Below are 26,510 nucleotides of genomic sequence, written 5' to 3' on the forward strand. Positions count from 1 at the left end.
CGCTCCGGGCCCGCTCCGGCGCCGGCTCGAAAAAACCTCGCCGCCCGTGTCGAGAACCGGGGCCGCCGTTCGACGTCCGGGTAGAGGCCGGAACACCCGGGCCGGACGACGCGTCCGGCCGGACCTGGCCCCGACCGGGACGCAGGAGGACAGCCATGCGATTCATGATGCTGGTCAGGTCGGACGCGCAGACCGAGCAGGGGGCACCGCCCGCCAAGGAGATCGTCGAGGCGATGGACCGCTACAACGACGAGCTGATCAAGGCGGGCGTGCTGCTCGCCGCCGAGGGGCTGCACCCGAGCTCCAGGGGCGCGCTCGTCTCGTACTCGGGCGACGGGGCCACCGTGACGGACGGGCCGTTCGCGGAGGCGAAGGAGCTGATCGCCGGGTACTGGCTGATCCAGGTCTCCTCCAAGGACGAGGCCGTCCAGTGGGCCACCCGGATCCCGTTCGAGGAGGGCGCGGTGGAGCTGCGGCAGGTCTTCGAGGCGGCGGACTTCCCGCCCGAGGTGGTCTCGCCGGAGATCGTCGCCAAGGAGCAGGCCTTCCGGGACGAGCCGCTGCGCAACACCCCCGGGTCGTAGGCGCGGCCACACCGACCGGCCCGCCCCGCGGCGCCGGCCGGGCGGGCGCGTCGGTGTTGGCCCGGCCTGCGGCGAACTGCTCTGATGGGTGGCCGTGACGCCTCCCGCGGACAGCACCGCCGGCCCTGACGACCTCGTCGGCCCTGACGGCCCCGCCGTCCCCGGTGCCCCGCCGGCCGCCCCGGACGGGGCGCGGGAGACCGACGGGGCGCGGGAGACCGCCGAGGTGCACCGGGCCGTCGAAGCGGTCTGGCGGATCGAGTCGGCCAAGGTCGTCGCCGCCGTCGCCCGGCTGGTGCGGGACGTCGGGCTGGCCGAGGAGCTGGCGCAGGACGCGCTGGTCGCCGCGCTTGAGCAGTGGCCGCAGTCCGGCGTCCCGCGCAACCCCGGGGCCTGGCTGACGGCCACCGCCAAGCACCGGGCGGTGGACGCGCTGCGCCGCAAGGAGGTGCTGCGCCGCAAGATCGACGAACTCGGCCACGAACTGGCGGTGGACGGGGACGCCGCCGGGGCCGTTCCGGACGTCGACGCGGCCCTGGACGACGACATCGGGGACGACCTGCTGCGGCTGGTGTTCACGGCCTGCCACCCCGTGCTGTCCACGGAGGCGAGGGTGGCGCTCACCCTGCGGCTGCTCGGCGGCCTCAGCACCAAGGAGATCGCGCGGGCCTTCCTCGTCCCCGAGCCGACCGTCGCGCAGCGGATCGTCCGGGCCAAGCGGACCCTCGCCGAGGCGAAGGTCCCGTTCGAGGTGCCCCGGGGGCCTGAACTGGCCGGCCGGCTCTCGTCCGTGCTGGAGGTGGTCTACCTGGTCTTCAACGAGGGGTACTCGGCGACGGCCGGCGAGGACTGGATGCGGCCGGCGCTCTGCGAGGAGGCCCTGCGGCTCGGCCGGATCCTCGCCGAGCTGGCGCCCGCCGAGGCCGAGGTGCACGGGCTGGTCGCCCTGATGGAGATCCAGGCCTCGCGGGCCGGCGCCCGGACCGGTCCCGCCGGGGAGCCGGTGCTGCTGCTCGACCAGGACCGCGGGCGCTGGGACCACGTGCTGATCCGGCGCGGACTCGCGGCGCTGGAGCGGGCGGAGGCGCTCGGGACGGCGCGCGGCCCGTACCGGCTGCAGGCCGAGATCGCGGCCTGCCACGCGAGGGCCCGGACCGCGGAGGAGACGGACTGGGTGCGGATCGCCGCGCTGTACGCCGTGCTGGCCCGGGTCACGCCGTCGCCGGTGGTGGAGCTGAACCGGGCGGTGGCGGTGGGGATGGCCCTCGGGCCGGCCCGCGGGCTGGCCCTGGTGGACGGGCTCACCTCGGAGCCCGCCCTCAAGGCGTACCACCTGCTGCCCAGCGTGCGCGGGGACCTGCTGGCCCGGCTGGGCCGGTACCAGGAGGCGGCCGGGGAGTTCCGGCGGGCGGCCTCGCTCACCGGCAACGAACGGGAGCGGACCCTGCTCCTGGGGCGGGCGGCGGCCTGCGCGGACGCGGCGTCCGGCGGGGCGGGCGGGGTCTGAACGCGAGGCGGACCGACCGCCGCGTCGGCGGACCGGCCGGGCGGGGCCCGAACGCGGGCCCGGACCGGCCGCCCGCCTCAGCGGATCAGCCGGCGCTCCTTGGCCGCGGCCACCGCGCCGGCCCGGGTGTCCACGCCCAGCTTGTCGTAGATCCGGCCGAGGTGGGTCTTCACGGTGGCCTCGCTGATGAACAGCGCCCGGGCGATCTCGCGGTTGCCCAGGCCCTGGGCGAGCTGGGCGAGGATGTCCTGCTCGCGGTCGGTCAGCTGCGGCGCGGGCGCGCGCATCTGCGCCATCACCCGGGAGGCGACCGGCGGCGAGAGGGTGGTGCGGCCCTGGGCGGCGGCGTGCACGGCGGCGAACAGCTCCTCCGGCCGCTCGGCCTTGAGCAGGTAGCCGGTCGCGCCGGCCCCGATCGCCCGGGTGATGTCGGCGTCCGTGTCGTACGTGGTGAGCACCAGCACGTGCGGTGCGCCGGGGGCGCCGCTGATCCGGCGGGTCGCCTCCACCCCGTCGATGCCCTCGCCGAGCTGCAGGTCCATCAGGACGACCTGCGGGCGGAGCTTGGCCGCCAGCGCGACCGCCTCCTCGCCGCTGCTGGCCTCGCCCACCACCTCGATGTCGCCGGCGCTGGCGAGCAGCGCCAGCAGTCCGGCGCGCACCACGGCGTGGTCGTCGCAGACCAGCAGGCGTACGGGCGGAGTCATGCGGCCTCCAGGGTGGTCGGGCGTCCGGGGTGGCCGGGCGGCCGGGGGATGCGCCGTCCGGGGTCGTGCGGTGCCCGGGGGCGTCCGGCCGCCGGGGTCATGCGGCGTCGAGCGGGATCGCGGCGGAGACCACGGTGCCCTCGCCGGGGGAGCTCTCCACGGTCAGCGTGCCACCGAAGCGGCGGAGCCGGGCGCGCATCGCGGGGAGCCCGTGGCCGCGCCCGGCCGGGCGGTCCGGGCCGTCCGGTCCGGCGCCCGCGGGGGGCGGGGCGAAGCCCAGGCCGTTGTCGGCGATGTCGAGCACCACCTGGTGGCCCAGGTAGGAGAGGGTCAGCGCGGCGGCCGTGGCGTCCGCGTGCTCCCGGACGTTCGCCAGCGCCCCCTGCGCGATCCGCAGCAGCGCGGACTGGGCGGCGGCCGGCAGCGGCGCCGGCACGCCGTCCAGCAGGAACCGGACCGGCAGGCCGCTCTCCCCGGACTCGCGCTCGGCGAGGGCCCTCAGCGCCTGGTCGAGGGTGCGTCCGTCGGCGAGTTCGGCCGGGGCGAGGTCGTGCACGAACCGGCGGGCCTCGGCGAGGTTGCGGGCGGCCACCGATCCCGCGGTGCGGACGTGGCCGCGGGCGGTCGCGGGGTCGCTCTCCCAGGTGCGGTCGGCGGCCTGGAGCAGCATCTGCTGGCTGGACAGGCCCTGGGCGAGGGTGTCGTGGATCTCCATGGCGAGCCGCTCGCGCTCGGCCAGCGTGCCCTCCCGGCGCTCGGTGGCGGCGAGTTCGCGCCGGGTGCGGACCAGGTCGTCGATCAGGGCCCGCTGCCGGGCGGCCTGTCGCTCCATGTACAGGAAGACGGCGGTGGCCAGGGCGGCCACCGCGGGCGGGACCAGCAGCTGGATCGGGTCCAGGGTGTGGGCGAGCCGCGCCTGGGCGACCATCACCAGCGCCGTGAGCGCCGCCACCAGGGGGATCGCGGTCCGGGCCGGGAGGGCGCGCAGGGCGGTGTAGACCAGCGGGACGGCGCACCAGGCGAAGCTGGGCGCCAGCAGGACCAGCACCACCCAGAGGGCCACCACGGCGGTGAGCGGGAGCAGCCGGCGGCGTGCGGCGGGCCGGCCGGCGCCCGGGCCGGTGTGCGCGCCGGTGTCCGGGCCCGCGCCGGACCCTGTACCGGCGTTCGCGCCCGGACCGGACGTCGTACCGCCGTTCGGGTCGGAATCCGTACCGGCGCCCGGGGGCCGGGGCGTGCCCCGGCGGGCGCCGGCCGGCCGGGTGCGGAGCAGCCAGGAACCGGCCGGCTGCGCGACGGCGAGGGCGGCGCTCAGCCCGAGCACCCAGGGCACCCGCGGATTGCCCGGGTGGTGGCTCAGGTAGCGGACCAGCGAGGCGGCGAGCAGCAGCAGGAAGGCCGAGTCCAGCACGGCCGCGAGCCAGCCCGCGTCCGGGTCGGTGCCGGGACGGCGGGAATGCTGCACCGGAGGCTCCTTCTGCTGCGGGGCGGGCCCGTGCTGCCCGGGGAGGGCGGGCCCGCAGGGGGTGGACGCGCAGGCGGCGGACGCGCCGCCCGGCCGGTGACCCGGCGGCGGACCGGCGGACCCGGTGACCGCGGCCCGGGCCGTGCCTCCGGCCGTGGCTCCGGACACCGCCCCGACCTGCGCCGACACCACGATCCTGGCCCGCCCGGCCCACGCGCGCATCAGCCGATCGGTTGACCCCGCCGTCCACCATCATGCGTCGCCGGGCGGGCCGGAACGCCGACCCGGCGCGGCCGGATCCGGCCCGAGGATCGAAGCAGAGCGGGAGCCGCGCGGCTCCGGCCCGATCCGACGAGGAGCTGGACCATGAAGAAGATCAGCATGCGCACCCGGGTACTGACCGGTGCCGTCGCGGCGGCCGCCCTCGGCGCCGGCACGCTCGGCGCCGTCTCCGCCAGCGCGGACACCGCGCAGACCCCGGCCGTGCAGGCTGCGGTGAAGGCCGACCCCCAGAACAAGAACCTGACCGAGACCACCGAGCTGACCGTCGAGGCCGCCACCAAGGCCGCGCAGGCCACCCTGGACGCGGCCGCCAAGGCCGGCCAGCACGTCTCGGTCGCGGTCGTCGACCGGGACGGCATCACCCGGGTGCTGCTCAAGGGCGACGGCGCGGGCCCGCAGTCCCCGGTCTCGGCCGAGCGCAAGGCGTTCACCGCCGTCTCCTGGAACGCCCCGACCTCCGAGCTGGCGAAGCGCCTGGCCCAGGCCCCCAACCTGAAGGACATTCCCGGCACGCTGTTCCTCGCCGGTGGCGCGCCCGTGCAGGCCAAGGGCGCCCCGATCGCGGCGATCGGCGTGGCCGGCGCCCCCAGCGGCGACCTGGACGAGCAGTTCGCGCAGGCCGGTGTGGCGGCGCTCGGCAAGTGACCGGACCCCGCCGCCGGCGGGCCGGGGTGCCGGCACACCCCGGCCCGGGCGGCCGGCCCGTCCGGACGCGGACGCGGGTGCCGAGGCCCTGCCGACCGCCGGACGCGGCCGCGCGGCGGACGGACGACGGCCGGGCACACCCGATCCGGTCCGCCGGGCGGCGCGCCGCGGGATGATCCAGCAGGATGGGCGGCATGGCCCAGATGACCGAACCCGAGTGGCGCGCCTTCCTCGCAGCGGGCACCCGTACCGCGAAGCTCGCCAGCACCCGCGCCGACGGGCGCCCGCACGTCGCCCCGGTGTGGTTCCTGCTGGACGGGGACGACATCGTCCTCAACACCGGCAGCACCACGGTGAAGGGCCGCACCCTGGCCCGCGACGGCCGGGTGATGCTCTGCGTGGACGACGACCGGCCGCCGTTCTCCTTCGTGCTGGTGCAGGGCACGGCGACGTTGAGCGAGGACCTTCCGGAGGTCCGTGCCTGGGCCACCCGGATCGCCGCCCGCTACATGGGTGAGGACCTCGCCGAGCAGTACGGCGAACGCAACGGTGTGCCCGGCGAGCTGCTGGTGCGGGTGCGGATCGAGAAGGTGACGGCCGAGTCGGGCATCGCCCACTGACCGCCGGCCCTCCCGCCGGCCCGGGCCGGCGGTGCCTCCGGCGTCGCCCGGGGCCGTCCGCCCGTCCGGTCCGGGCCCGTCCGGCGGCCGTCGGCGTGACCTCGCGCCGCCGCCGGCCGGTGGCGGCCGCCGATTGTCGGTGCCGCGTGGCAGGCTTCCGGGCATGACGCCGTGGACCCTCATCGACATCGAACGCGCGATCCGCTCCTCCTGGGGCGTCGACACCTGTGCGCCCGAGGACCTGGGCCGGTGGCATCCGGGCAATCCCGCGCGCGGGCAGTGCGGTGTGGTCGCGATGGTGCTGAACGACCTGCTCGGCGGCGAACTGATGATGGGCGAGGTGCACGTCGACGGCGTACGGACCGACCTGCACTGGTGGAACCGCTTCGCCGGCGGGGTGGAGATCGACCTCACCCGGGAGCAGTTCGACGCCTGCGAGCAGGTCGGCCCGGGCCGGCCGGTCGCCCGGCCGGAGCGGCCGGGCCGGCTGCAGGGCGAGTACGAGTTGCTGCGCGGGCGGGTGCTCGCCGCGCTGGCCGCCGGTGCCAGGGCCCGGGAGCACGGCAGGTCGCCCGTCGCCGCCGCGGCCCGCTGACCCGGCCGCCGCGAGCCGCCGGCCCGCCGGTGCCGCACCCGGCGTGCCCCGCCGGTGGCCCGGTCGCGTGCTGATCCACCCCGCCCGGCCGCCGAGGCCCTAGGGTCGGAGCGTCGTAGGGCGCCGCAACGCGAAACAGGGAGTCAGCCATGTCCGTGATGACGGTCGGATTCGTCGGTCTCGGTGCGATGGGCCGGGGCATGGCCGCCCGGCTGCTCGCGGCCGGGCACCCGGTGCGGGTCTGGAACCGCTCGCCCGGGCCGGTGCAGGAGCTGGTGGCGAAGGGCGCCACGGCGGCCGCCGGCCTCGACGAGGTCTACGACAGCGAGGCCGTCGTCTCGATGCTGCCCGACGACCGGACGGTCGAGGCCCTGCTGCTGGACGGCGCGCTGCTCGCCGGTGCCCGGGCCGGGGTGCACGTCAACATGGCGACGGTCTCGGCCGCGCTCGCCGAGCACGCCACGGCGCTGCACGCCGAGCACGGCATCGGGTACGTCGCCGCTCCCGTCCTCGGCCGGCCCGGGGTCGCGGCGGCGGGGGAGCTCAACATCCTGGCGGCCGGCGAGGCCGCGCAGCTGGAGCGGGTCGGGCCACTGCTGGCCGCGATGGGCCGCCGGACCTGGCACTTCGGCGACCGGCCGGTGCAGGCCAACACCGCCAAGATCAGTGCGAACTTCCTGCTGGCCTGCGCGATCGAGTCGATGGCCGAGGCCTGCACCCTCGCCGAGGCGAACGGCGTGCGGCCCACCGACCTGATCGAGATGCTGACGGGGACGCTGTTCCCCGGGCCGGTCTACTCGGGCTACGGGGCGATGGTCGCCGAGCGCCGGTACGAGCCGGCCGGGTTCCGGCTGCCGCTGGGCCTGAAGGACGTCGGGCTGGCGCTGGCGGCGGGGGAGGCGCGGAACGTCCCGCTGCCGTTCGGGAGCGTGCTCCGCGACGCCTTCCTGGACGCGCTGGCCCACGGTGACGCCGACAAGGACTGGGCGGCGGTCGCCGCCGTCGCCCGCCGCCGGGCCGGCCTGCCGGACTGACGCCTCGTCGGGGGACCGGCCCCCCGGCCGGACCGGTCGCGGTCCCGCGCCGGGTAAATGATCATTGTCGTGTGCAGAGCGGAATTTGCGCGGCCGATTGACGGCGTCCCGGAAATCTGACGCGGCGAAGGGTGTGTACGTTCGAACTCCCCGGTGCCCGGCGCTCGCGGGGGGCGCGTCGTGGCCATTTCGGGCCGTCGAAACCACGGGACAAAAGCCTTGTGTAGTGACGGACTTGCCTTAAACGGACATCGAATCTCCCATTCCGGGGCACAAGATGGTATCCGGCTACCGAATCGCACGGATCTTTCGGTATCGTCCGTCGGACTTCAGCTTCGCGGGGGCTCTGCTGCACGGCGGCGGATCCGAGCCGCGCCCTCCGGGACGACCCGGACTTCTTCGTGAGGTATCGCTTTGTCCATTCGTCGTAGTCTTGCCCTCGCGGGCTCTGTCGCGCTCGCCTCCTCGATCGTGCTGGGCGGTGCTCAGGGCGCGCTCGCCGTCGGAAGCGCCTCCCCGTCGGCCACCGCCGCGGCCCAGGCCGAAAAGGCGGGGCACAAGATCCTCGACCTGTCCGTGAAGGGCGTTCCGAACGAGTTCTTCGCCGGTGGCGAGGCCCGTGAGTTCACCTTCACGATCGACAACTCCACGGGGCACGACTTCGCCTTCGTGCCGCTGCTCAAGTTCAAGGACAGCAAGGGCAAGCTGCACGCGGCCGACTTCAAGGCCGAGTACCAGCTCCCCAAGACCACCGCCTGGCTGCCGACCGTCCCGCCGCCCGGCGTGGACACCAGCGGTGACGACGCGGGCCTGACCGCCCTCGCCGCGCTGACCCCGGAGGGCGAGCTCACCGACGACAGCGTGCTCTACGTGGCCAAGGGCACCAACGTGACCATCAAGGTCCGGGTCGCCTTCACCAAGGACGCGCCGCTCGGCAAGGCCGCCGTGGTCCCGGTCGTGGTCTCCGCCGAGCTGGACGACACCACCCACGAGCCGAACGGCGACGGCGTCTGGTCCTGCGACCAGATCAAGGGCGCGGGCTTCACCATCAAGGCCCCGAAGCCGGTCCCGAGCCCCAGCGCGAGCACCACCAAGCCGAGCACCAGCCCGAGCCCGAGCGCCACCGTGACGACCTCGCCGTCCGCCACGACGTCCCCCTCGACGTCGGCGTCCCCCTCGGCCTCGGCCACGGCCACCCAGAGCAGCACGCCGACCACGCCGGCCACCACCGCGGCCACCAGCCCGGCCGCCTCGACCAGCGCCCCGGTGCCGTCCGCCAGCGCCACGGACAGCACGCCGGTCGACTTCCCGGTCAACGTCCCGACCGTCACCCCGCCGAAGATCACGGACGCGGCCGTCAGCAAGGCCAAGGCCAAGGCCGACGCGGCCGGCAAGGACCTGGCCGCGACCGGTGGCGGCAGCGACAGCACCCCGATCGCCATCGCGGGCGGTGCCGTCCTGGCCGCCGGCATCGGCACCCTCGTGGTGCTCCGCCGCCGCAAGACCACCCAGGGCAGCTGATCCCCGGTCACCGCTGACCCCGGTCACGGCCGCTCCCGGCCGAGGCCGGGAGCGCCCTGACCCGAGCCCCCGCCCCCGGCCCTCCGCCGGGAGCGGGGGCTCGCGCGTTCCCCCGCGCGCCGGCCCTCACGTCTTCGCCACCCGGTCTGCACCGGTCGTCCTCCCGGCCGGTCTAGGATGACCGGCCGACGGGGACGGCCCCGGGCGACCGGACGGCCGGGGAAGAGGTACACGTGCGCACAGCCAGTCCGGCCAGGGGCACCGGCGACTACGAGGCGGCCACCGGCCGGATCGCGGGCCTGCCGGTCCGCAGACACCACGTGCTGCTGGTGGCCTGGACGGTGCTCTGGTTCCTGGTGGTCGAGCCCAGCGGCGGCGTCTCCTGGCACTACCTGCGCCAGGGCGAGCAGCTGCTGTTCGACCAGCAGCCGGGCGGCGGGCTCTCGCTCTACGCCCACCACCCGGAACTCCAGATCGGCCCGGTCAGCCTGGCGGCGGCCCGGCTGTTCGCGCCCTTCCCGGACCACGTCGGCCAGGTGCTGGCCGAGGCCACCATGTCCGCGCTGGGCCTGCTGATGCTGGTGGTGGTCGGCCGCACCGCCGCCTGGTACTACCTGGGCACCGGCACCAACCACCGGCGCCTCCAGCAGCGGCTGCTGGTGGCCGGCCTGGCCTTCATCCCGATGTGGGTGGAGGTCTCGGTCCGGTTCGCGCACCTGGACGACGTCCTGGCGCTGTTCTTCACCACGCTCGCCGCCTACGCGCTGAGCCGTGGCCGGGCCACCGCCGTCGGCGTCTACCTGGCGCTGGCGGTGGACTCCAAGCCCTGGGCGCTGTCGTTCGTCCCGCTGATCCTGGCCCTGCCCCGCCCGCAGTGGCGGCGCGCGGCGCTGTGGCTGGGCGCGCTGGTGGCGGTCGCCTGGCTGCCGTTCTACCTCGGCACCTCCGGCTCGTTCGCGGCCGCCAGGTTCACCATCCCCAACCAGGCGGCGTCCTCGCTGCGCTGGCTGGGCGTCTCCGACCCGGCGACCCCCTGGTGGGACCGCCCGGCGCAGGCCGCCCTGGGGCTCGGCCTCGGGACGGCGGCGGTGCTGCGGGGCCGCTGGCCGGCCGTCGTCCTGGTCGGTGCGAACGCCCGGATCCTGTTCGACCCCAGCGTCTACACGTACTACACGGCGTCGATCCTGCTCGGCACCCTGCTCTGGGACGCGGTCGGCCAGAAGCGGCTGGTCCCGTGGTGGAGCTGGATCGCGCTGGCGGCGCTGTACGGGGGCACCCTGGTGATCCCGTCCGACTCGGCCTGCGGCCTGGTACGGCTGGCCTTCGTGGTGGTCTCCACGGCGTACGTGCTGCTCCGGCCGGCCAAGCGGTCGCGCGGTCGGCGGGGCGGACGGCGGGGCCGGGCGCCGGACGGCGGCCGGGCAGGTACGGAGCCGGGGCGCCGGCGGGCCGGCGCGGGGCGGGTGCCGGCCGGCAGCCGCGGCTGAACCACCCGGGGCCGCGCGGCGGGGACGGCGTCCTCACCCGTACGGATCCCTTGGCGGCCCGGGCCAGGCCCAGGCCCCGGACCGGCCGGGGGCTCAGCCGGCGATCAGTTCGCGGGCGTCGTCCGGCACCGCGGCCGGCCGGGCCGGCCGCCCGAACAGCACCGGCAACAGGGCCGCCCCGGCCACCGCGCCCGCCAGCTGGGCCAGCAGGAAGGGCGGCACCGAGCCGGCCGCGATCCCGGTGCAGCTGTCGGTGAACATCCGGGCGACGGTCACGGCGGGGTTGGCGAAGGCGCCCGAGGAGGTCGCCCAGCAGGCCGCGGCGATCCACAGGCCGACCGCGGCCGGCACGAATCCGGCCCGGCCGCCCCGGACCAGGCCGAAGACCAGCAGGATCAGCAGCCCGGTCGCCACCACCTCGGCCAGCCAGAGGTGGGCGCCGTCCCGGGCCCGGGTGGAGACCTCCAGGAACGGCCGCTCGAACATCACGTTGGCCAGCCCCGTCCCGGTGACCGCGCCGGCCAGCTGCGCCCCGGTGTACCCGCCCAGCTCCCGGAGGGTGAGCCCCGTCCCGGTGTGCCGTCCGGTCCACCAGGCGGCGGCCGAGACCAGCGGGTTGAAGTGGCCGCCGGACACCGGGCCCAGCACCGATATCAGCACCACCAGGGCCAGCGCCGAGGCGGTGACGTTCGCCAGGAACTGCACCCCGGCGTCGTGGCTGAGGGCGCTCGCCCGGATGCCGGAGCCGACCACGACGGCCGTCAGCGCGGCCGTGCCGACCGCCTCCGCGGCCAGACGTCGGGGCAGGGGCGGCGCGATGAGGGTCATGGCCACATGCTCGCGGGAGCCGCCCGGCCCCGGCAATTGGCGGCTCCGTCCAAAGCGGGCCCGCCGCCCGGGCCCGCGCTCGGAGACTCGCACGGCGGTGTGCACCCGGGGGGTGGGTGGTGCTCCCCGAAACTGGGGTTGACCCTCACGCGACGTGAGGCGGGAGGGTCGGTGGCAGCAGAAGGGAGCAACCCGAATGAGCACCGGCTACTCGGTGGGCCAGGTGGCCGGGGTCGCGGGCGTGACCGTCCGGACCCTGCACCACTACGACGAGATCGGCCTGCTGTCACCGCGCGGCCGCACCGCGTCCGGCTACCGCCGTTACGAGGACGCCGACCTGGACCGGCTGCAGCAGGTCCTGTTCTACCGCGAGCTCGGGTTCCCGCTGGAGGAGATCGCGGCGATCCTGGACGACGGCTCGGTGAGCCCGGCCGAACACCTCCGACGTCAGCACCAGCTGCTGACCGCGAGGATCGGTCATCTCCAGGACCTGGCCGCGGCGGTCGAACGAGCGATGGAGGCAGAGCGGATGGGACACCGGTTGACACCCGAGGAGAAGTTCGAGGTGTTCGGCGCCGACTACCAGGAGAGCTGGGAGGAGGAGGCCGAGCAGAAGTGGGGCGGGACCGACGCCTGGAAGGAGTCCCGGCGCCGCACCACCCGCTACGGCAAGGCGGACTGGCAGCGGATCAAGGCCGAGCTGGATGCCCTCAACGAGCGGCTGGTCCGGGCGATGGCGGCGGGCCTGGCGCCGGACAGCGGCGAGGCGATGGACCTCGCCGAGGTGCACCGGGGCCACATCACCGACAACTTCTACGACTGCGGCTACCGGATCCACCGCGGCCTGGCCGCGATGTACCTCGCCGACCCGCGTTTCACCGCCACCTATGAGCAGCTCGCGCCGGGCCTGGCCCGCTGGCTGCACGACGCGATCATCGCCAACGCGGACCGCGCCGAACGGAGTTGACGCTCACGGGCGGTGCGGCAGCCAACCCTGCCGCACCGCCCGTACGCCGGTCCGGGGCCGGCCGTACACCTGTCCCGGGCCGTCCGTACGCCGGTCCGGGCACCGCCGCGCCGGGGCGCCGACCGCCCGCGCGCTACGCCGCTCCGCGCCCGAACGAGCGCCGGTAGGCCGTCGGCGACGTCCGCATGGCGCGGCCGAAGTGGTGGCGGAAGGTGGCGGCGCTCTCGAAGCCGACGGCCGTGGCGATCTCCTCGACGGTGCCGTCCGGGGACTCCAGCAGCGGGAGACTGGCGGCGATGCGCTGGGTGATCACCCAGCGCATCGGCGTGGTCCCGTTGCGGGCGGTGAAGTGGCGCAGGTAGGAGCGGTCGGACATCCGCGCGGCGCGGGCGAGCAGCGAGACGGTGAGCGGGGTGCAGAGGTGCTCCATCGCCCACTGCATGCTGAGCGCGATGCCGTCGTCCTCCTCCTCCACCGGGTTGACCGCCGCCTCGATGAACTGGGCCTGCCCGCCGTCACGGTGCGGCGGGACGACGAACCGGCGGGCGACGCTGTTGGCGACCTTGGCGCCGTGGTCGCGCCGGATCAGGTGCAGGCAGAGGTCGATGCCGGCCGCACTGCCCGCGCTGGTCAGCACGTCGCCGCTGTCGACGTAGAGGACATCGGGGTTGACCCGGACCAGCGGGTACCGCTGCTGGAGGAGGCCGGCGTACCGCCAGTGGGTGGTGGCCTCCCGTCCGTCGAGCAGGCCGGCGGCGGCGAGGGCGAAGGCGCCGGAGCAGATCGAGACGATCCGGGCCCCGCGCCCGTGCGCCGTCCGCAGGGCGGCGACCAGGCCGGGGGAGACCTCGCCGCCGAAGGCGTTCGGCACCCCGGGGACGACCACGGTGTCGGCCGCGGCGAGCTCGTCCAGGCCGTGGTGGGCGGTGAGGGAGAAACCGCCGACCGCGCCGAGGGCGGCGCCGGGCCGGTCCGCGCAGACCTTGAGGCCGTACCAGGGAACCGCCAGCAGGCCGCCAAGCTCGGGCCGGGCGAGGGCGAACACCTCGACCACCACGCCGAGTTCGAACGGTGTCATGCCGTCGAAGGCGTACACGGCGACGTCGTGCACGGGCTCCGGCCGGCGGCCGATGGTGACGGCCACCGGTCCGGCCGCGGTGGTCACCGGCGCGGAGGTCTGCTGCTCGGCCACGGGATCCCCTTGATCGAGTGGGTTGGCGGAATGTTGGCGAGTGTAGTTGCTCCCGCCACCGTCGGTGCCGGTGGCCGCGGAGGAGGATCGAACCGACAGCGCAGGGAGCACAACCGACCACCAGGAGACCGGACATGACCACCTCGCCCGTCAGAGCCGACCTGTCCGCCACCCGCCGCCACCACCGCCGTCCCGGTCCCGCCGGTCACCGCGATCCCGGCGCTCACCCCGGAGCGGGCCTTCGCCTTCTTCGCCGAGCGGCTCGGCTGCCCGGCCGACCCGGCCGACGTCTGGTACGCGATGCGCGACGGCCTCCAGGACTTCACCGTCGTCGACGTCCGTGCCGAGGGCGCCCGTCGCAAGACCCACCTGCCGGGTGCGATCAGCCTGCCGCTGTCCGGCATCACCCCCGAGCGGGCCGCCCGACTGCCGTCCGGCCTGCTGCTCGTCCACTGCTGGGGCCCGGCCTGCAACGGCTCGACCAAGGGTGCGATGAGGCTCGCCGCGCTCGGGCGCGAGGTGAAGGAGATGATCGGCGGCCTGGAGTACTGGATCCGCGAGGGTCGGCCGACCGAGGGCCGGCGGCCGGTGGACCCGCGCACCGCCACGGCGGCCGACCCGGGCCTGGTCTGCTGACGTCCGGTCACCGGGCGGCGAGGGGGCCGCGGACGGGCGACGCGCGGGCGGGAACAGGCCGCGGACCGGCCGTGCGCAGGCGGAAGGCCGCAGGCCGGCGATGCGTGACCGGGGGCGCCGTGCGCCGGTGGGGACACCGGGGCCGGCGCCCTCCGGCATGCCGCCGCGGCACTCCTGCCGAGAAGGACCGAAGTCACCTGCAACCTCGGCGGCGGACGGACGTCCCTACCAGTGGGGGCGGCGTGGCCGACGGCTGCGCCGCTGACACAATCACACCGATCACGACCTTGATCAGTTGACCTGGCGGGGGCGATGGGCCCATCGCCGCCGTCCTGGGGGAAAGCGAACTGTAGATGTCCATGGCCATCGCGCGGGCAGGGGCACCCCACGGGGGGCGAGTCGTCACTCTCCGGGGCCTGTTGAAACTGCTCTTCGGTGCCCGGCCGGCTGAGGAGAGCGCCGGGGAGGCGCCCGCCGGGCCGCCGGCCGAGCAGGAGGCGGCCCGGCGGCGGTCGGGCTTCCGGCTGCTGCGAGGCGGCCGCAAGCCCGCCGAGGACAAGCCCACCCTGACCGACCTCTACCACGCGCACCGGCTCGGCCTGGTGCGGATGGCCGTCCTGCTGGTCGACCATCAGGACCTCGCCGAGGACGTGGTGCAGGAGGCCTTCACCGCCCTCTACCAGCGGCACGGCGAGGAGTTGGACGACCTCGACAACGCGCTCGGCTACCTGCGGACCGCGGTGCTCAACGGCGCCCGCTCGATGCTGCGCCGCCGCCGGACGGCCCGGGAGTACGTCCCGCCGCACGAGGCCGACGCGCCCTCGGCCGAGGACCACGCCGTACTGAACGACGAGCACCGCCGGGTGCTGGTCGCCCTCCAGGAGCTGACCACGCGTCAGCGCGAGGTGCTGGTGCTGCGCTACTGGTCCGACATGTCGGAGGCCCAGATAGCCGAAACCCTGGGGCTGTCCCGGGGCGCCGTGAAGTCCACCGCGAGTCGGGCCCTGGACGCCCTTGAGAAGCAGCTGGAGAAGGTCCGATGAGCAAGAAGCATCCCCGGTCGCTCGAAGGCGACGACGACGGGCAGGGCGGCACCCCGATGGAACGCCTGCTCCGCGAGGCGCTCGAAGCGCGCGCGGGGCAGATCTCCGCGCACGACCTGCGGCCGGCCGGCCCGCCGAGCCGCCGGGTCCGCCGGCTACGGCCGGTGTACGTCGCCGCGGTGCCGCTGTTCGGGCTCGCCGCGGCGCTGGCGGTCAGCGTGCTCGGATTCCGGGGCGATTCCGCGGCTCAGCGCCATGACGCACCACCGGCCGCGACCGTCCCGGCCGGCCCGAGCCCGTCGGCGCAGGAGCCCACCGCCGCCGCCTCGCCCAGTGCTTCCACGACGTCCACTGTCTCCCCGTTGGCCCCGCCGGACGGTGTCGCCGCCTCGTCCACCATGACGCCGGGCAGCGGTGCGGCGGTTCCGTACAACTTCCGGGGCGTCAAGTTCAGGATTCCGAACGGGTGGACGGTGCCGGAGCAGGACGCGTCCTCCTCCACCCTGTGCGTGCTGAGCCCGGGTGCCCCGGCCGGCGCCGGCGCGAAGGACTGTGCCCCGTACGGCGTCAGTCTGACCGCGTACAACACGGCCGCCGAGGTCCAGGGAGCGGGCTGGCCGACCATGGGCTCGCTGGACACCGACGCCGGCTGGAGTGCTCAGCCGAACTGCCCGGTCTGGGGGAACCCGCACGCGATCGGCAAGGGGGACAGCCTCAAGCCGGCCGACACCGGCGTGCGGACCAAGGACATCGTCGCCAGCAAGACGATCAGCAAGACGCAGTGGCAGGTGTCCTGCAACAGCCGGGAGAGCTTCACCGCCCAGCTCTGGGGCCTCGCCGACGACCAGGTCTTCGTCGCGGCCGTCGGCCTGAAGCCGGAGTACCAGGCGGACCTGGTCTCCATCCTCGACACGCTCGACCTGAGCGGACGGCCGGCGCCCGCCCTCAAGGCGCACCAGAACGACATCGCGATCACGGTGGAGGGGCTGAACCCGGGCCAGTCGATCCCGAACGATGGGACGACGGTGCAGGTGGCGGTCACCTACCGCAACACCACCCAGGCCAACTGCCCCTCGGTGCAGCCGCTGTTCTTCGCCGAGTGGTACGCGGGCTCGCCGGGCACGGCCGTGCCGATCACCAACGGATCGCTGGAGCGGCTGGACGGTACGGCCTGGAAGCCGCTGGGCCTCGGCGTCGGCGGTGGCATGGACTACGCGACGCAGGGCAAGGACGCGGCCTTCCCGCTGGCGCCCGGTCAGAGCCGGACCGTGAAGTACCGGTTCAAGCTGACGCGGGACGACGCCGCGGGTGTGCTGCCGATGACCGCCCAGGCCGTGCTGCCCTACGACGGCAACGGCGAACTGACCGTCATCGGGCAGAAGAGCACCCCGGTCCGGGTGGTCGTGAAGTAGGGCCGTGGGCGGCGTGCCGGAAGCGGCGCGCGCTCCTCGGGAAGGGCGTCGTGAGCCGGGGATCCCTGGCCACGGCGCCCTGCCCGGTGTCCGGCCCGGGGCTCTCCGGGGCCGGCCGGCGGGCCCGGGCGGGAGTCCCGTGGGGCCTGCTGACGCCCCGGACGAGGCCGCCGGAAGATCGTCACCGCCGGTTCGGCCAAGGGACGCTCCCGCCGCCCGGCCCTCACCCCGCCCCTCGCCGCCGTCATCGCGCACCGCGCCCCGAGCGCCGAGGTCGCGCCCGAGTACGCCGGCCGAGCCGTTCCGCGGGCACGTACGACGGCGCGGGCCCGCCCCCGAGGGTCCGGGGGCGGGCCCGCGCCGTCGTACGCGAGGCGGCGGTCAGCCCGTCAGGGACGCCATCCAGGCCTCGACCTCGTCGGCCCGGCGGGGCAGCCCGGCGGACAGGTTCTCGTTGCCGTCGGCGGTGACCAGGATGTCGTCCTCGATCCGGACGCCGATGCCGCGGTACTCCGCCGGGACGGTCAGGTCGTCCTGCTGGAAGTACAGGCCGGGCTCCACGGTCAGCACCATGCCGGGCTCCAGCAGGGCGTCGACGTACGACTCGCGGCGGGCCTGGGCGCAGTCGTGGACGTCCAGGCCGAGCATGTGGCCGGTGCCGTGCAGGGTCCAGCGGCGCTGCAGGCCCAGCTCCAGCACCTTCTCGACGTCGTAGACGGTGGCGTCGAGCAGGCCCCAGGCGAGCAGCCGCTCGGCGAGCACCCGCTGCGAGGCGTCGTGGAAGTCGCGGAACCGGCCGCCGGGCCTCACCGCGGCGATGCCGGCCTCCTGGGCGTCGTAGACGGCCTGGTAGATCTTGCGCTGCAGCTCGTCGAAGCGGCCGTTGATCGGCAGCGTGCGGGTGACGTCGGCGGTGTAGAGGGTGTTGGTCTCCACGCCGGCGTCGAGCAGCAGCAGCTCGCCGGGGCGGACGTCGCCGTCGTTGCGGACCCAGTGCAGGGTGGTGGCGTGCGGGCCGGCGGCGCAGATGGAGCCGTAGCCGACGTCGTTGCCCTCGACCCGGGCGCGGCGCCAGAAGGTGCCCTCGATCCAGCGCTCGGAGGTGGCCACGGCCTGGCCGAGCTCGCGGACCACGTCGGTGAAGCCGTTGACCGTGGCGGTGCAGGCGGCCCGCAGCTCGCCGATCTCCCACTCGTCCTTGACCAGGCGCAGCCCGCTCAGGAACTCCTTGAGCTCGGTGTCCTTGTCCTCGTCCAGGACGCCGGCGAGCGCGGCCTCCAGGCCGGCGTCGTAGCCGCGGACGATCCGGGTGGGCGCGGGGGCGGCGGCCTTGAGCTCCTCGGCGGCCTTGCGGACGTCCCGGGCGGGCAGGCCGTACAGCTGCTGGGCCTCGTCCAGGCTGTGCCGGCGGCCGACCCAGAGCTCGCCGTTGCCGTCCAGCCAGAACTCGCCGTTCTCGCGGTTCGAGCGGGGCAGCAGGTAGAGCGAGAAGTCGTGGCCGGTGGCGCCGGCCGGCTCGGCGACCAGCACCGCGTCCTCGGTCCGGTCACCGGTGAGGTGCACGTACTCGCTGGCGGCGCGGAAGGCGTACTCGGTGTCGTTGGCGCGCACCCGCAGGTTCCCGGCGGGGACGACCAGCCGCTCGCCCGGGTAGGCGGCGGACAGCTTGGCGCGGCGCTCGGCGGCGTAGCCGGCCTGGGCGACCGGGGCGAGGCCGTGCAGCTCGGTGTCGTCCCAGCCGGTCTTCATCGAGGCGGCGAGTTCGTCGGACACCTCGTCGTAGAGGCCGTTCTTGCGGCCCTTGGGCCGTTCGTCCCCATCGGTTCCGGCGGCCTCGGGGTTCTCGGCCACTGCCGGGGTACGGTCCTCGGTCACGTACGTCGCCTCCTTGCGAGTCTCGCCGCCCCGGACGCGTCGGATCGCGACACCCGTGGGCGGCCGTCCGTCCCATGGTACGGACGGCCGCTCGTTCACCCGTTCGGGGGCGGCGGCCGGACCGCCCGGGCGGCCTACTCGAAGCGGGCGGCCAGCAGCACCAGGTCGTCGGTGCCGGTGTCCGGACCGGTGCCGCCGGCGACGCCGGGGGTACCGGGGGCACCGGCCGGGGCGGAGCAGGCCAGCAGGTGGGCGCAGAGCCGGTCCGGGTCGGTCCGCACGTCGCGCGGGGCGTCCGCCGCCGCCCGGCGCAGCGCGCTCTGGCCCGCGTGCAGGGTCGGGCCGAAGCGCCGCGCCACGCCCTCGGTGTAGAGCACCAGGAGGTCGCCGCGCTCGGCGTCCAGCTCCACGCCGGGCGCCTCCCAGCAGCTGAGCATGCCGAGCGGCGCGGACAGCGAGGTCTCGACGAAGTTCGCGCCGTGCCGGGTGACCAGCACCGGGGGGCAGTGCCCGGCGCCGGCCAGGGTGATCCGGCGCTCGTCCGGTTCGACCCAGGCGTAGACGGCGGTGGCGCTGCGGGCCGGCTCGGTGGTCTTGAGCAGCAGCTCCAGGTCGCCGAGGACGGAGACCGGGTCCTCGCCCTCCAGCACCGCGTAGGCCCGCAGGGCGGCCCGGACCCGGCCCATCGCGGCGGCCGCGCCGGGGGCGGAGCCGGGGCCCGCGCCGGGCCCGTCGCCGGAGACGCTGCCGACGCTCAGGCCGAGGGTGCCGTCCGGCAGGGCGATGGCGTCGTACCAGTCGCTGCCGGTGGACCGGTCGAGCCCGGCGGGCACGCAGCGGGCGGCCAGCCGCACGCCCGGCAGCCGGGGGAGGCGGTCCGGCAGCAGGCCCCGGCGCAGCGCCTCGCCGGCCCGCCGGGCCCGGTCCGCCTCCAGCTGCCCGGCCAGCAGCGGGGCCGCGGCCTCGCAGTAGGCGCGGGCGAGCCGCAGCCGTCGTTCGTCCGGCTCGGCGGGGCCGTCGTAGAACCACACGGCGGCGGCCGGCGGGCCGTCCTCCTCGGTGCTGAGCGGCAGCCCGACGCTGGCGCCGAGGCCGAGCTGCCCGGCCACCTCGCGCAGCCGGGCGGGGGTCGCGGGGCCGGCCAGGTCCGGGTGCAGCACCTGGCGGGGGCGGCCGTGCGGGCGCAGCAGGCCGCCGAAGGGGCCGTGGTCGGCGGGTACGGTCTCCAGCGCGCCGAGGGCGGAGCGGTCCAGGCCGAGGCCGACGGGCCGGCTCACGCCGCCCGGCGACCCGATGACCACGAAGCCCCGGCGGGCACCGAGCAGGGCGGCCCCGGAGCCGAGCAGGGCCGCCAGGGCGGCCTCCGCGCCGCGGGCGCGGGCGAGCAGCGCGGTGTGCTCGTACAGCTCGGTGAGGTCGGCCAGGGCGCCGGTCAGCCCGTCCGGGCCGGCCTCGGCGGCGGGTGCGCCGGCCGGCTCCGGGGGCCCGGCCGGGCCGCTGGCGGCGGCGTACGGGCCCGGCCCGGCCGGCGGGGCCGCGGGCGGGAGGTCGAGCAGCGGGAGCCGGCTGCCGTGGCCGAGGTCGCCGGGGGCGGCGGCCGCCGTGAGCGGCTGCGTGGTGCGCAGCCTGGCGGCGGACGGGTGGGGCTCGGTCATGCCGTTTCTCCCAGCACGGTGGTACGTGTCATGCGATACCCCCAAGTCCGGCCGAGCCGTTGCTTCGCCTTCGGTCGCTGCGAATCGCCGTCAGGCGTCACCGCTCGGCACTACTCGTCATTTCTCGGCACTACTCGTCATTGATCGACAGCATCGGCCCTACTTCTGGACCGGCCATTCGGGGCATTTCCCGGAGCCGGTCCCGGAGCGGCCGGGCGCGGGCCGCACCGGGCCGGCCGGCCCGCACCGGGTACCGGCCGGTCGGCATGGAAGCCCGGAGAGCGGGCAAGACAGGCAGGGACGGTGTTTCGCGGCCCGCCGGTCCCGACGACCGAACCGGTGGCCGTCCGGATCGTATGCCTGCGCGGCCCGTGGCCCGGGCCGGTCGCGGGTCACTCACTCGTACGGTGGAACCAGGGGCGTCTGAGCGGCGTCCATCTGGTCGCATGAGGGATTCTCGTTCCAGGGGCCGACCTCTCAGGGGCCCTTTTCAAGTCCTGTTCCATGTCGTGTTCCACGTCGCGTGCGGTACGGCGCGGCTGCGGTGATGGCCGGCCCTTGCGGCCGTATGGCTCCGTCGGGGCCGGCAAGCCCCAGCGGTCACGGAAAGGAACGAGCGCCCATGCGTGAGACCAGGCGAGACCGGCAGGAGGGCCGCTCCGCGCGGCTGGCCGCGGCCCTGGAGGCCGCCGTGGAGTACCGCTGGCCCGTGGTGCCGGGCGCGGGGGCACCCGGCGGCCGTTGCTCCTGCGACAGCCCCGACTGCCCGGTGCCGGGAGCGCACCCGCACGACCCGGAGCTGCTGGCGGCCACCACCGACGCCCGGATGGTGCGCTGGTGGTGGGAGCGGCAGAGCCCGGACGCGCCGGTCCTGGTCGCCACCGGCCGGGCGGTCTCGGCGGTCAGCCTGCCTGCCCCGGCGGCGGCCAGGGCGCTCGCCTACTTCGAGGCGCTGCGGATGCCGCTCGGCCCGGTGCTGGCCACGCCGGGCCGGTACACGCTGCTGGTGGCCCCGTACTCGCTGGACGCGCTGGCCGAGCTGCTGGCGCAGCAGCCGTGGGTCCCGGGTTCGATGCGCTACCACGGGCCCGGGGGATACCTGGCGCTGCCGCCGGGGTGCGACCGGGGCCGGGTCCGCTGGGTGCTGGCGCCGGAGCGGCTGGAGGGCGGCGGGGTGCGGCTGCCGGAGGTCGGGCCGATGCTGGAGGAACTCGTGGCGGCGACGGCCAAGCAGGACAGCGGCCGGCCGCGGTTCTAGGGCCTGTTTCCGGGGTCGCGCCCGTCGGCCCGGTCCGGCCGGTGCGGCTCGGCCGGTGCTGTCCGGCCGGCTCTCCTCGGCAACGGCTCCGGGCACCCGCCCGGGGCCGTTCCCGGCTGTCGGCCCGGCAGCCGGGCCAGTTGTCGGGCCGGCTCCGTCGGGCGGGATTTCCACTGTCGCGCCGGCGTCCGCGGCGGTGTCCGCGCCGGGTGTCGGCGGTCGTTTCGGGGCGGTCGGCCGGGCCGGCGCCGGGCACGAAAAAATCCGGCCGCTGGCGACGGGGGATGCACCAGCGACCGGACTGTTTAAACAGTAACAAGGATCCGCGGCCGCGCCAATTTCCAAGACCCGGCCGCCGCCCGGAAATTGCGGGCGACGGCCGGATTGTGACGCGTATCACATGCCGTCAGTTCAGCGTTACCTGACGGTTCACCAAGTTGGCGCGGGCGCGCCGCTCTTCGGTCGTCAACGGGGCCGGGTCGGCCAGCGTGGCGGCGAGCCGCTCGGCGAACTCGGCGGCCGGCTTCTCGCAGTCGGCGGCCGTCATCTCCAGCGGCAGGTCCCAGACCGGGACGGTCAGCCCGTGCGCCCGGAACGAGCCGACCAGGCGGGTGTCCGGGCCGATCGAGGACAGGTCGGCGGCGGTCAGCCGGGCCAGCGCGTCCAGCAGCTGCTCCTCGGGGACGGTCATCACCCAGCGCAGGTGGTTCTTGTCCGGGGTGCCGCACCAGTAGGCGGAGTCCACGCCGGACAGCTTCTCGGTCGGGATGGCCGAGGCGTTGGCCCGCTCCAGCGAGGCGGCGACCTCGCCGGTGGCGGACTCGGCGTCCTCCAGCCAGAACTCGAAGCCGGTGTGCACGGCCGGCGTGAACGGGGCCGACGCGTCCAGCAGGTCCTGGAGGCGGCGGCCGCCCGGGACGGTCCGGCGGGAGGGCACCGGGGCGCCGGGCTCGGCGGTCAGGGCCAGCTCCAGGGCGTCCGCCAGGTCACGGCTCAGGTCGCCGGAGGAGGACTGGGTCTGCAGGCCCAGCAGGATCGAACCGTCCTGGCGGCGCAGGGCCGGCCAGGCCAGCGGCAGCACGGTCGCCAGGGTCACCGACGGGACGTCGCCGGTGGCCTCGTCGACCACACCGGCGGCCAGCGTCAGCGGCACCGTGGCGGCCGGCACCAGCTCGCGCAGCGCGACCCAGTCGGCCTCGCCCGACAGGCCCTCGAACGGACGGTGCACCAGCTCCTGGACGGCGTGCGACGCCTCCCGGCCGTGACAGGCCTTGTACCGGCGGCCCGACCCGCAGGGGCAGTCCTCCCGGGCTCCGACCACGGGGATCCCGCCGGTGGCGGAGGTCGTGGCGGTGGCGGACTGGCTGCGCTGCGGCGCCTTCTTGGCGGCCTTCTTGCCCATGGTGCGGCTCTCCCGGGAACGGTGAATTTCTTGGGACCGGCGGCCGCCGGGGATGGCGTCACCCATCCCGGCCGGCCGGTCGGTCGTGCTCCCGGAAGCCTACTGAGGTTTCCTCACGCGCTTCGCGCGTCGCTCCCGCCCCGCCGGGCGTGCCTGCCCCGGACGGGCAGTGCGGCCCAGACGGTCACCTCGCCCGGGAGATCCCGCACGCCCCAGTCGCTGGCCAGTTGGCCGACGATGCTGAGTCCGCGTCCGCCGCGCGAGGTCAGCGAAGGACTGGACGGGATCGGCCGGGTCGGCGCACCGCCGTCGGTGACCTCCAGGGTGAGCATCCCGTCCGGATGCAGGCCCCAGCGGACCAGGACGCCGCCGGGCTCCTCGGCGCTCTCGCCGTCGTCCGCGTCGTGGCCCCGAAGCCCGTCGGCCGGATGCCCGTTGGACTGGAAGCCGTTGGGCTGGAAGCCGCCGGCCTGGAAGCCGTTGGACCGGGCGCCGGCCGGCTGCCGCGAGGGCACCGCCACCAGCACCTCGTCGACCAGCTCCGCCTCGGTGTCCCGGCCCAGGTCCAGCAGCCGGCCGAGCGGTCTGGCGTACCGACAGGCGTTGCTGAGCAGTTCCGAGAGAATCAGAACCGCGTCGTCCACGACCGTGTCCGGTATTTGTCGTTCGCCGAGATCCCGACGCAGCCGACGCCGCGCGACCCCGACGCTGGCCGGGCCGTGCGGCACCGCCATGGTCGATGAAGTCGGCACTTCGCGTGCCACCATCAACGCCACCCCCGGACCTCCTTCAGCGTATGCCGAGGGATGGATGCCCCTTGGGAATGGGTCGGAAACGGCCGCGGGGCGATCCTGCGCGGACATTTCAAGACGAACGGCAAACCAGCAGCGCGAGGTGATTCCGCGCTCACCCTCGGTACATTCCGGACATTGAATGTGTTCCGTCCCGCGGAACCCACCGGAAACCGGACAGTGGCCGCGCCGCGTCCCGGGGCCGCCTCACCGCCCGGCCGGTCGGCTCCGCCGTGTCAGCGTCCTACCGGTCGGCGGACCGACCCGCCGGCGCCCGACCCGCCGGCCCTCGATCCGTCAGCGGCCGAGCTGTGCCAGCACCTCGGCCGGGCGGTTGGTGATGATCGCGGAGACGCCCAGCTCCAGGCAGAGCTCCACGTCGGCCGGCTCGTCCACCGTCCAGACGTGCACCTGGTGCCCGGCCCGGCGCAGCGCCGGCACCAGCCCGGGGCGGGCCCGCACCAGGTCGATCCCGGGCCCGGCGATGGTCGCGCCGCCCGGCAGCGAGGCGCCCGGCCGCAGCCGCAGCGGCAGCATCCGGTCGAACAGGAACACCCGGGAGAACTCCGGCGCGGCCCGCCGCACCCGGCCCAGGGCCAGTGCGGAGAAGCTCATGATCCGGGCCTGCGGGCGGCTCTCCGGATTCCCGCCGGGCCCCGAGATCCCGTACCGGGCCAGTGCCTTCAGCAGTTCCGACTCCACCCGGCCGCGGAACCGGACCGGGTGCTTGGTCTCGATCGCCAGGTCGACCCGGCGGCCGCAGTCGGCCACCAGCTCCAGCAGGCTGTCCAGCCGCAGCACCGCCCGCGCCTCCGGGTCCGCCGCCCCCGCCCCGTCCTTCCAGGAGCCGAAGTCGTACGCCTCCAACTGGGCCAGGGTCATCGCGGAGACCGCCCCGCGTCCGTCCGAGGTCCGCTGGATCCGCCGGTCGTGCACGCAGACCAGCTGCCCGTCCGCGGTCACCCGGACGTCGCACTCGAAGGCGTCGGCGCCCTCCGCCAGGGCCCGCCGGTACGCGGCCAGGGTGTGCTCGGGCAGCGCCCGGGAGGAGCCGCGGTGGGCCACCACCTGGACGGGCTGCGCGGTGCGGGCGGTCGCGGGGGACAGGTCGGCGCTGGTCACAGCGCCAACGATAGGCGGCCCGGATGACGGAACGGCGACGGCGGCCCCAACCTGCGGGGCCGCCGTCGCCGTGGTGGCGCAATCCGGGAGGTCGGGCCGGTCGCCGGGCCGGTCGCCGGGCCGGCCAGGGTCAGCCGGTCAGCCGGCCTGGCGGTCCCCGGTCAGCGGGGTGAGGGCCAGGGTGACCAGCGCGGGCACCAGGAAGCCGAACAGCGAGGCCGAGGTCCATTCCTGCGGGGTGAAGTGCAGGGCGCTCTGCGCGTCCGTCCAGAGGTCCACCCACCAGCTGGTGATCGCGGTCGGGGCGATGAACTGGTAGACCGCGAAGCCCAGTGCCCACGGCAGCAGCATCAGCCAGCGCGAGGGCGCCCGCTCGGAGAGGTCCCAGCCGCGGCGCCCGGCGCCGAAGAAGTAGTCCACCGCCAGCACCGCGAACAGCGGCACGAAGACCGAGCCGATCAGGCCGAGGAAGTTGTAGTACGAGGCGGTGAATTCCTTGATCTGCAGGGCGAGGACGGTGGTCAGCACGCCGATCCCGCCGGTCAGCAGCCGCCGGTCGACCCGCGGGAAGAGGTTGTGCACCGACATCGCGGTCGAGTACACGTTCGCGAAGGACTGGTCGGTCTCGCGCAGCACCAGCACCAGCAGGAAGGCCCAGCCGGCCCAGACCCCGGTGAACGAGGAGAAGATCTTCTCGGTGTCCCCGCCGGACTGCAGCAGCGCGATCAGGCCCAGCACGTAGCACCAGACCTGGGCGACGGTGTAGCCGGAGAAGGTGCCCCAGAAGGAGGCCGCGGCGGTGCGCGAGTGCCGGGTGTAGTCGGCGGCCAGCGGCACGAAGGAGATCGACAGCGCGATGACGGCGTCGGTCGCGGGCAGGAAACCGTGCCAGTTGCCCGCCCCCGGGTCCGGGAAGCCCTGGCGGCCCAGCTGGACGGTGAAGTACACCATCGCCACGGCCACCGCGACGGCCACGTACTTGCGCAGGACGGCGATCGAGCCCAGCGGCCAGATCGTCAGCACGGTGGTGAGCGACCCGGCCAGCAGGACGAACAGCCAGCGGTAGCCGTCGGTGCCGGCCACCGTCTGGGCGCCCTGCGCGATCACGGTGAGCTCGAAGACGCCCCAGCCGACGCACTGGGCGATGTTCAGCACCGTCGGCAGGTAGCTCAGCCTCGTGCCGAACAGCCCGCGCAGGTTGGCCATCGCCGGCGCACCGGTCTTCGCCCCGATCAGGGCGGCGACGCCGAGCGCGGCGGTGCCGATCACGGTGCCGGCCAGGATCGCGACCACGGCGGCCGTGAAGGACATCTCCGAGCCCGGGGCGCCCAGCACGGTCGCGGCGGTGCTGAAGCCGATCAGGCTGACGCCCAGGTTGAGCCAGAGCGCGAACTGGTCCTTGAAGGACAGGGTGCGCGGCGGCTCGGTGTCGAGGACGAGCGGCGCCTCGGCGCGCCCGTGGGCCTCCGGACGGTCCAGCACGGCGACGTCCGTGTGAAGGCCTTCCGGAGGAGCGGGGAATTCCGTGGACGCCGACGCGTCCGAAGAAGAGGATGGCGAAGCAGACGGCATGGCCGATACTCCCTACGCCGGCATTACCCGGACAGGTTCCGGCGGTCAGCGCTCCCTCGCCCGCCCTCCACGACTACCGTGGCGTACGGTCGACCAGCGCACTCTCAGCCTGGAAGGGGTCCAAGCTCCCGCGTGTTCAGATTGAAGCGACAGGCTAGCGGGAGCCGGGTGGAACGCCAAGGCCGGGGCCGCGGGCCGTCCGCATCGCGGGACGCGTGGGCCCTGACGGGCGCCGGTGTTCGGTCCGGCTAAGGATTCTTATGAGTTCTTCAGAGGGCCCCTTACGGCAATCGAATCCCGCATACGAAAA

General features: G+C 75.2%; 23 protein-coding genes. 13 read left to right on the forward strand and 10 right to left on the reverse strand.

Annotated features, from left to right (window positions below; translation table 11 throughout):
* Window positions 1-155: 155 nt before the first annotated feature.
* Both IE329_RS12905 and IE329_RS12910 read left to right on the forward strand, forming a co-directional pair.
* A complete protein-coding gene (locus tag IE329_RS12905; protein WP_190210981.1) occupies window positions 156-584 on the forward strand; it encodes a YciI family protein in 429 nt (142 codons plus the stop codon).
* A 94-nt stretch (window positions 585-678) separates the two neighbouring features.
* Window positions 679-2,091 carry an RNA polymerase sigma factor gene (locus tag IE329_RS12910; protein ID WP_461782294.1) on the forward strand — a complete coding sequence of 471 codons (1,413 nt, stop codon included), beginning with the start codon at window positions 679-681 and terminating at the stop codon, window positions 2,089-2,091.
* A gap of 77 nt (window positions 2,092-2,168) precedes the next feature.
* Here the strand turns inward: IE329_RS12910 and IE329_RS12915 are convergent, their stop codons facing one another.
* Both IE329_RS12915 and IE329_RS12920 read right to left on the reverse strand, forming a co-directional pair.
* Window positions 2,169-2,798 carry a response regulator gene (locus IE329_RS12915; protein WP_190210982.1) on the reverse strand — a complete coding sequence of 210 codons (630 nt, stop codon included), beginning with the start codon at window positions 2,796-2,798 and terminating at the stop codon, window positions 2,169-2,171.
* A gap of 97 nt (window positions 2,799-2,895) precedes the next feature.
* Window positions 2,896-4,263: a sensor histidine kinase gene (locus tag IE329_RS12920; RefSeq protein ID WP_229927390.1), complete on the reverse strand. Its 1,368-nt coding sequence runs from the start codon at window positions 4,261-4,263 to the stop codon at window positions 2,896-2,898.
* A 366-nt stretch (window positions 4,264-4,629) separates the two neighbouring features.
* Here IE329_RS12920 and IE329_RS12925 point away from each other — a divergent pair, with 366 nt between their 5' ends.
* The 6 genes from IE329_RS12925 (at window position 4,630) to IE329_RS12950 (ending at window position 10,447) form a co-directional block, all read left to right on the forward strand.
* On the forward strand, window positions 4,630-5,190 hold the full coding sequence (locus IE329_RS12925; protein WP_190210983.1) for a GlcG/HbpS family heme-binding protein: 561 nt from the start codon (window positions 4,630-4,632) through the stop codon (window positions 5,188-5,190).
* Window positions 5,191-5,384: 194 nt separating this feature from the next.
* The gene (locus IE329_RS12930; protein WP_190210984.1) at window positions 5,385-5,810 is read left to right on the forward strand and encodes a PPOX class F420-dependent oxidoreductase; all 426 of its coding nucleotides are present in this window, start codon (window positions 5,385-5,387) and stop codon (window positions 5,808-5,810) included.
* Between the two features lie 163 nt (window positions 5,811-5,973).
* Complete coding sequence (locus IE329_RS12935) at window positions 5,974-6,405, forward strand: YunG family protein (RefSeq protein WP_190210985.1); 432 nt, start codon at window positions 5,974-5,976, stop codon at window positions 6,403-6,405.
* Between the two features lie 149 nt (window positions 6,406-6,554).
* Window positions 6,555-7,439, forward strand: a complete 885-nt coding sequence (locus tag IE329_RS12940; protein WP_229927391.1) for an NAD(P)-dependent oxidoreductase — start codon at window positions 6,555-6,557, stop codon at window positions 7,437-7,439.
* A 414-nt stretch (window positions 7,440-7,853) separates the two neighbouring features.
* Window positions 7,854-8,960 carry an LPXTG cell wall anchor domain-containing protein gene (locus IE329_RS12945; protein ID WP_190210986.1) on the forward strand — a complete coding sequence of 369 codons (1,107 nt, stop codon included), beginning with the start codon at window positions 7,854-7,856 and terminating at the stop codon, window positions 8,958-8,960.
* Window positions 8,961-9,193: 233 nt separating this feature from the next.
* Window positions 9,194-10,447 carry a hypothetical protein gene (locus IE329_RS12950; protein WP_373311165.1) on the forward strand — a complete coding sequence of 418 codons (1,254 nt, stop codon included), beginning with the start codon at window positions 9,194-9,196 and terminating at the stop codon, window positions 10,445-10,447.
* A 93-nt stretch (window positions 10,448-10,540) separates the two neighbouring features.
* Here the strand turns inward: IE329_RS12950 and IE329_RS12955 are convergent, their stop codons facing one another.
* Window positions 10,541-11,275 carry an aquaporin gene (locus tag IE329_RS12955; protein ID WP_190210987.1) on the reverse strand — a complete coding sequence of 245 codons (735 nt, stop codon included), beginning with the start codon at window positions 11,273-11,275 and terminating at the stop codon, window positions 10,541-10,543.
* 196 nt (window positions 11,276-11,471) lie between these two features.
* Here IE329_RS12955 and IE329_RS12960 point away from each other — a divergent pair, with 196 nt between their 5' ends.
* Window positions 11,472-12,242 (forward strand): MerR family transcriptional regulator, encoded by a 771-nt coding sequence (locus IE329_RS12960; protein ID WP_190210988.1) that lies wholly within the window; start codon window positions 11,472-11,474, stop codon window positions 12,240-12,242.
* A 133-nt stretch (window positions 12,243-12,375) separates the two neighbouring features.
* Here IE329_RS12960 and IE329_RS12965 read toward each other — a convergent pair whose 3' ends face one another.
* Window positions 12,376-13,434 (reverse strand): helix-turn-helix domain-containing protein, encoded by a 1,059-nt coding sequence (locus IE329_RS12965; RefSeq protein ID WP_229927392.1) that lies wholly within the window; start codon window positions 13,432-13,434, stop codon window positions 12,376-12,378.
* 300 nt (window positions 13,435-13,734) lie between these two features.
* Here IE329_RS12965 and IE329_RS12970 point away from each other — a divergent pair, with 300 nt between their 5' ends.
* The 3 genes from IE329_RS12970 to IE329_RS12980 all read left to right on the forward strand — a co-directional run bounded on the left by IE329_RS12970 (window position 13,735) and on the right by IE329_RS12980 (window position 16,525).
* Window positions 13,735-14,070, forward strand: a complete 336-nt coding sequence (locus IE329_RS12970) for a rhodanese-like domain-containing protein (RefSeq protein WP_190210989.1) — start codon at window positions 13,735-13,737, stop codon at window positions 14,068-14,070.
* Between the two features lie 419 nt (window positions 14,071-14,489).
* Window positions 14,490-15,113, forward strand: a complete 624-nt coding sequence (locus tag IE329_RS12975) for an RNA polymerase sigma factor (protein ID WP_373311166.1) — start codon at window positions 14,490-14,492, stop codon at window positions 15,111-15,113.
* Window positions 15,110-16,525, forward strand: coding sequence for a hypothetical protein (locus IE329_RS12980; protein WP_190210990.1), 1,416 nt, complete (start codon window positions 15,110-15,112; stop codon window positions 16,523-16,525). The genes IE329_RS12975 and IE329_RS12980 overlap by 4 nt, the downstream gene beginning before the upstream one ends.
* 381 nt (window positions 16,526-16,906) lie before the next feature.
* Here IE329_RS12980 and IE329_RS12985 read toward each other — a convergent pair whose 3' ends face one another.
* Window positions 16,907-18,400: an aminopeptidase P family protein gene (locus IE329_RS12985; RefSeq protein WP_190210991.1), complete on the reverse strand. Its 1,494-nt coding sequence runs from the start codon at window positions 18,398-18,400 to the stop codon at window positions 16,907-16,909.
* Window positions 18,401-18,534: 134 nt separating this feature from the next.
* On the reverse strand, window positions 18,535-20,055 hold the full coding sequence (locus IE329_RS12990) for a PP2C family protein-serine/threonine phosphatase (RefSeq protein WP_190210992.1): 1,521 nt from the start codon (window positions 20,053-20,055) through the stop codon (window positions 18,535-18,537).
* Window positions 20,056-20,677: 622 nt separating this feature from the next.
* On the opposite strand from IE329_RS12990, the gene IE329_RS12995 reads away from it, so the two are divergent.
* On the forward strand, window positions 20,678-21,313 hold the full coding sequence (locus IE329_RS12995) for a bifunctional DNA primase/polymerase (protein WP_190210993.1): 636 nt from the start codon (window positions 20,678-20,680) through the stop codon (window positions 21,311-21,313).
* Window positions 21,314-21,719: 406 nt separating this feature from the next.
* On the opposite strand, the gene IE329_RS13000 is transcribed toward IE329_RS12995, so the two are convergent.
* From IE329_RS13000 to IE329_RS13015, 4 genes are all read right to left on the reverse strand, one after another.
* Complete coding sequence (locus tag IE329_RS13000) at window positions 21,720-22,715, reverse strand: DUF5926 family protein (protein ID WP_190210994.1); 996 nt, start codon at window positions 22,713-22,715, stop codon at window positions 21,720-21,722.
* 113 nt (window positions 22,716-22,828) lie between these two features.
* Window positions 22,829-23,491, reverse strand: coding sequence for an ATP-binding protein (locus IE329_RS13005; RefSeq protein ID WP_373311168.1), 663 nt, complete (start codon window positions 23,489-23,491; stop codon window positions 22,829-22,831).
* A gap of 312 nt (window positions 23,492-23,803) precedes the next feature.
* Complete coding sequence (locus tag IE329_RS13010) at window positions 23,804-24,628, reverse strand: glycerophosphodiester phosphodiesterase family protein (RefSeq protein WP_190210995.1); 825 nt, start codon at window positions 24,626-24,628, stop codon at window positions 23,804-23,806.
* A gap of 138 nt (window positions 24,629-24,766) precedes the next feature.
* The gene (locus IE329_RS13015) at window positions 24,767-26,110 is read right to left on the reverse strand and encodes a purine-cytosine permease family protein (protein WP_229927393.1); all 1,344 of its coding nucleotides are present in this window, start codon (window positions 26,108-26,110) and stop codon (window positions 24,767-24,769) included.
* Window positions 26,111-26,510: the final 400 nt, after the last annotated feature.

This window comes from Kitasatospora indigofera, assembly GCF_014655955.1.
In the GTDB taxonomy this organism is placed as follows: domain Bacteria; phylum Actinomycetota; class Actinomycetes; order Streptomycetales; family Streptomycetaceae; genus Kitasatospora; species Kitasatospora indigofera.

Bases quoted from the DNA above. Each gene is read 5' to 3' on its own strand.
- IE329_RS12905 (WP_190210981.1), top strand. From the start codon at position 156: ATGCGATTCATGATGCTGGTCAGGTCGGACGCGCAGACCGAGCAGGGG.
- IE329_RS12915 (WP_190210982.1), bottom strand. From the start codon at position 2,798: ATGACTCCGCCCGTACGCCTGCTGGTCTGCGACGACCACGCCGTGGTG.
- IE329_RS12925 (WP_190210983.1), top strand. From the start codon at position 4,630: ATGAAGAAGATCAGCATGCGCACCCGGGTACTGACCGGTGCCGTCGCG.
- IE329_RS12930 (WP_190210984.1), top strand. From the start codon at position 5,385: ATGGCCCAGATGACCGAACCCGAGTGGCGCGCCTTCCTCGCAGCGGGC.
- IE329_RS12935 (WP_190210985.1), top strand. From the start codon at position 5,974: ATGACGCCGTGGACCCTCATCGACATCGAACGCGCGATCCGCTCCTCC.
- IE329_RS12940 (WP_229927391.1), top strand. From the start codon at position 6,555: ATGTCCGTGATGACGGTCGGATTCGTCGGTCTCGGTGCGATGGGCCGG.
- IE329_RS12955 (WP_190210987.1), bottom strand. From the start codon at position 11,275: ATGACCCTCATCGCGCCGCCCCTGCCCCGACGTCTGGCCGCGGAGGCG.
- IE329_RS12960 (WP_190210988.1), top strand. From the start codon at position 11,472: ATGAGCACCGGCTACTCGGTGGGCCAGGTGGCCGGGGTCGCGGGCGTG.
- IE329_RS12970 (WP_190210989.1), top strand. From the start codon at position 13,735: ATGCGCGACGGCCTCCAGGACTTCACCGTCGTCGACGTCCGTGCCGAG.
- IE329_RS12980 (WP_190210990.1), top strand. From the start codon at position 15,110: ATGAGCAAGAAGCATCCCCGGTCGCTCGAAGGCGACGACGACGGGCAG.
- IE329_RS12990 (WP_190210992.1), bottom strand. From the start codon at position 20,055: ATGACCGAGCCCCACCCGTCCGCCGCCAGGCTGCGCACCACGCAGCCG.
- IE329_RS12995 (WP_190210993.1), top strand. From the start codon at position 20,678: ATGCGTGAGACCAGGCGAGACCGGCAGGAGGGCCGCTCCGCGCGGCTG.
- IE329_RS13000 (WP_190210994.1), bottom strand. From the start codon at position 22,715: ATGGGCAAGAAGGCCGCCAAGAAGGCGCCGCAGCGCAGCCAGTCCGCC.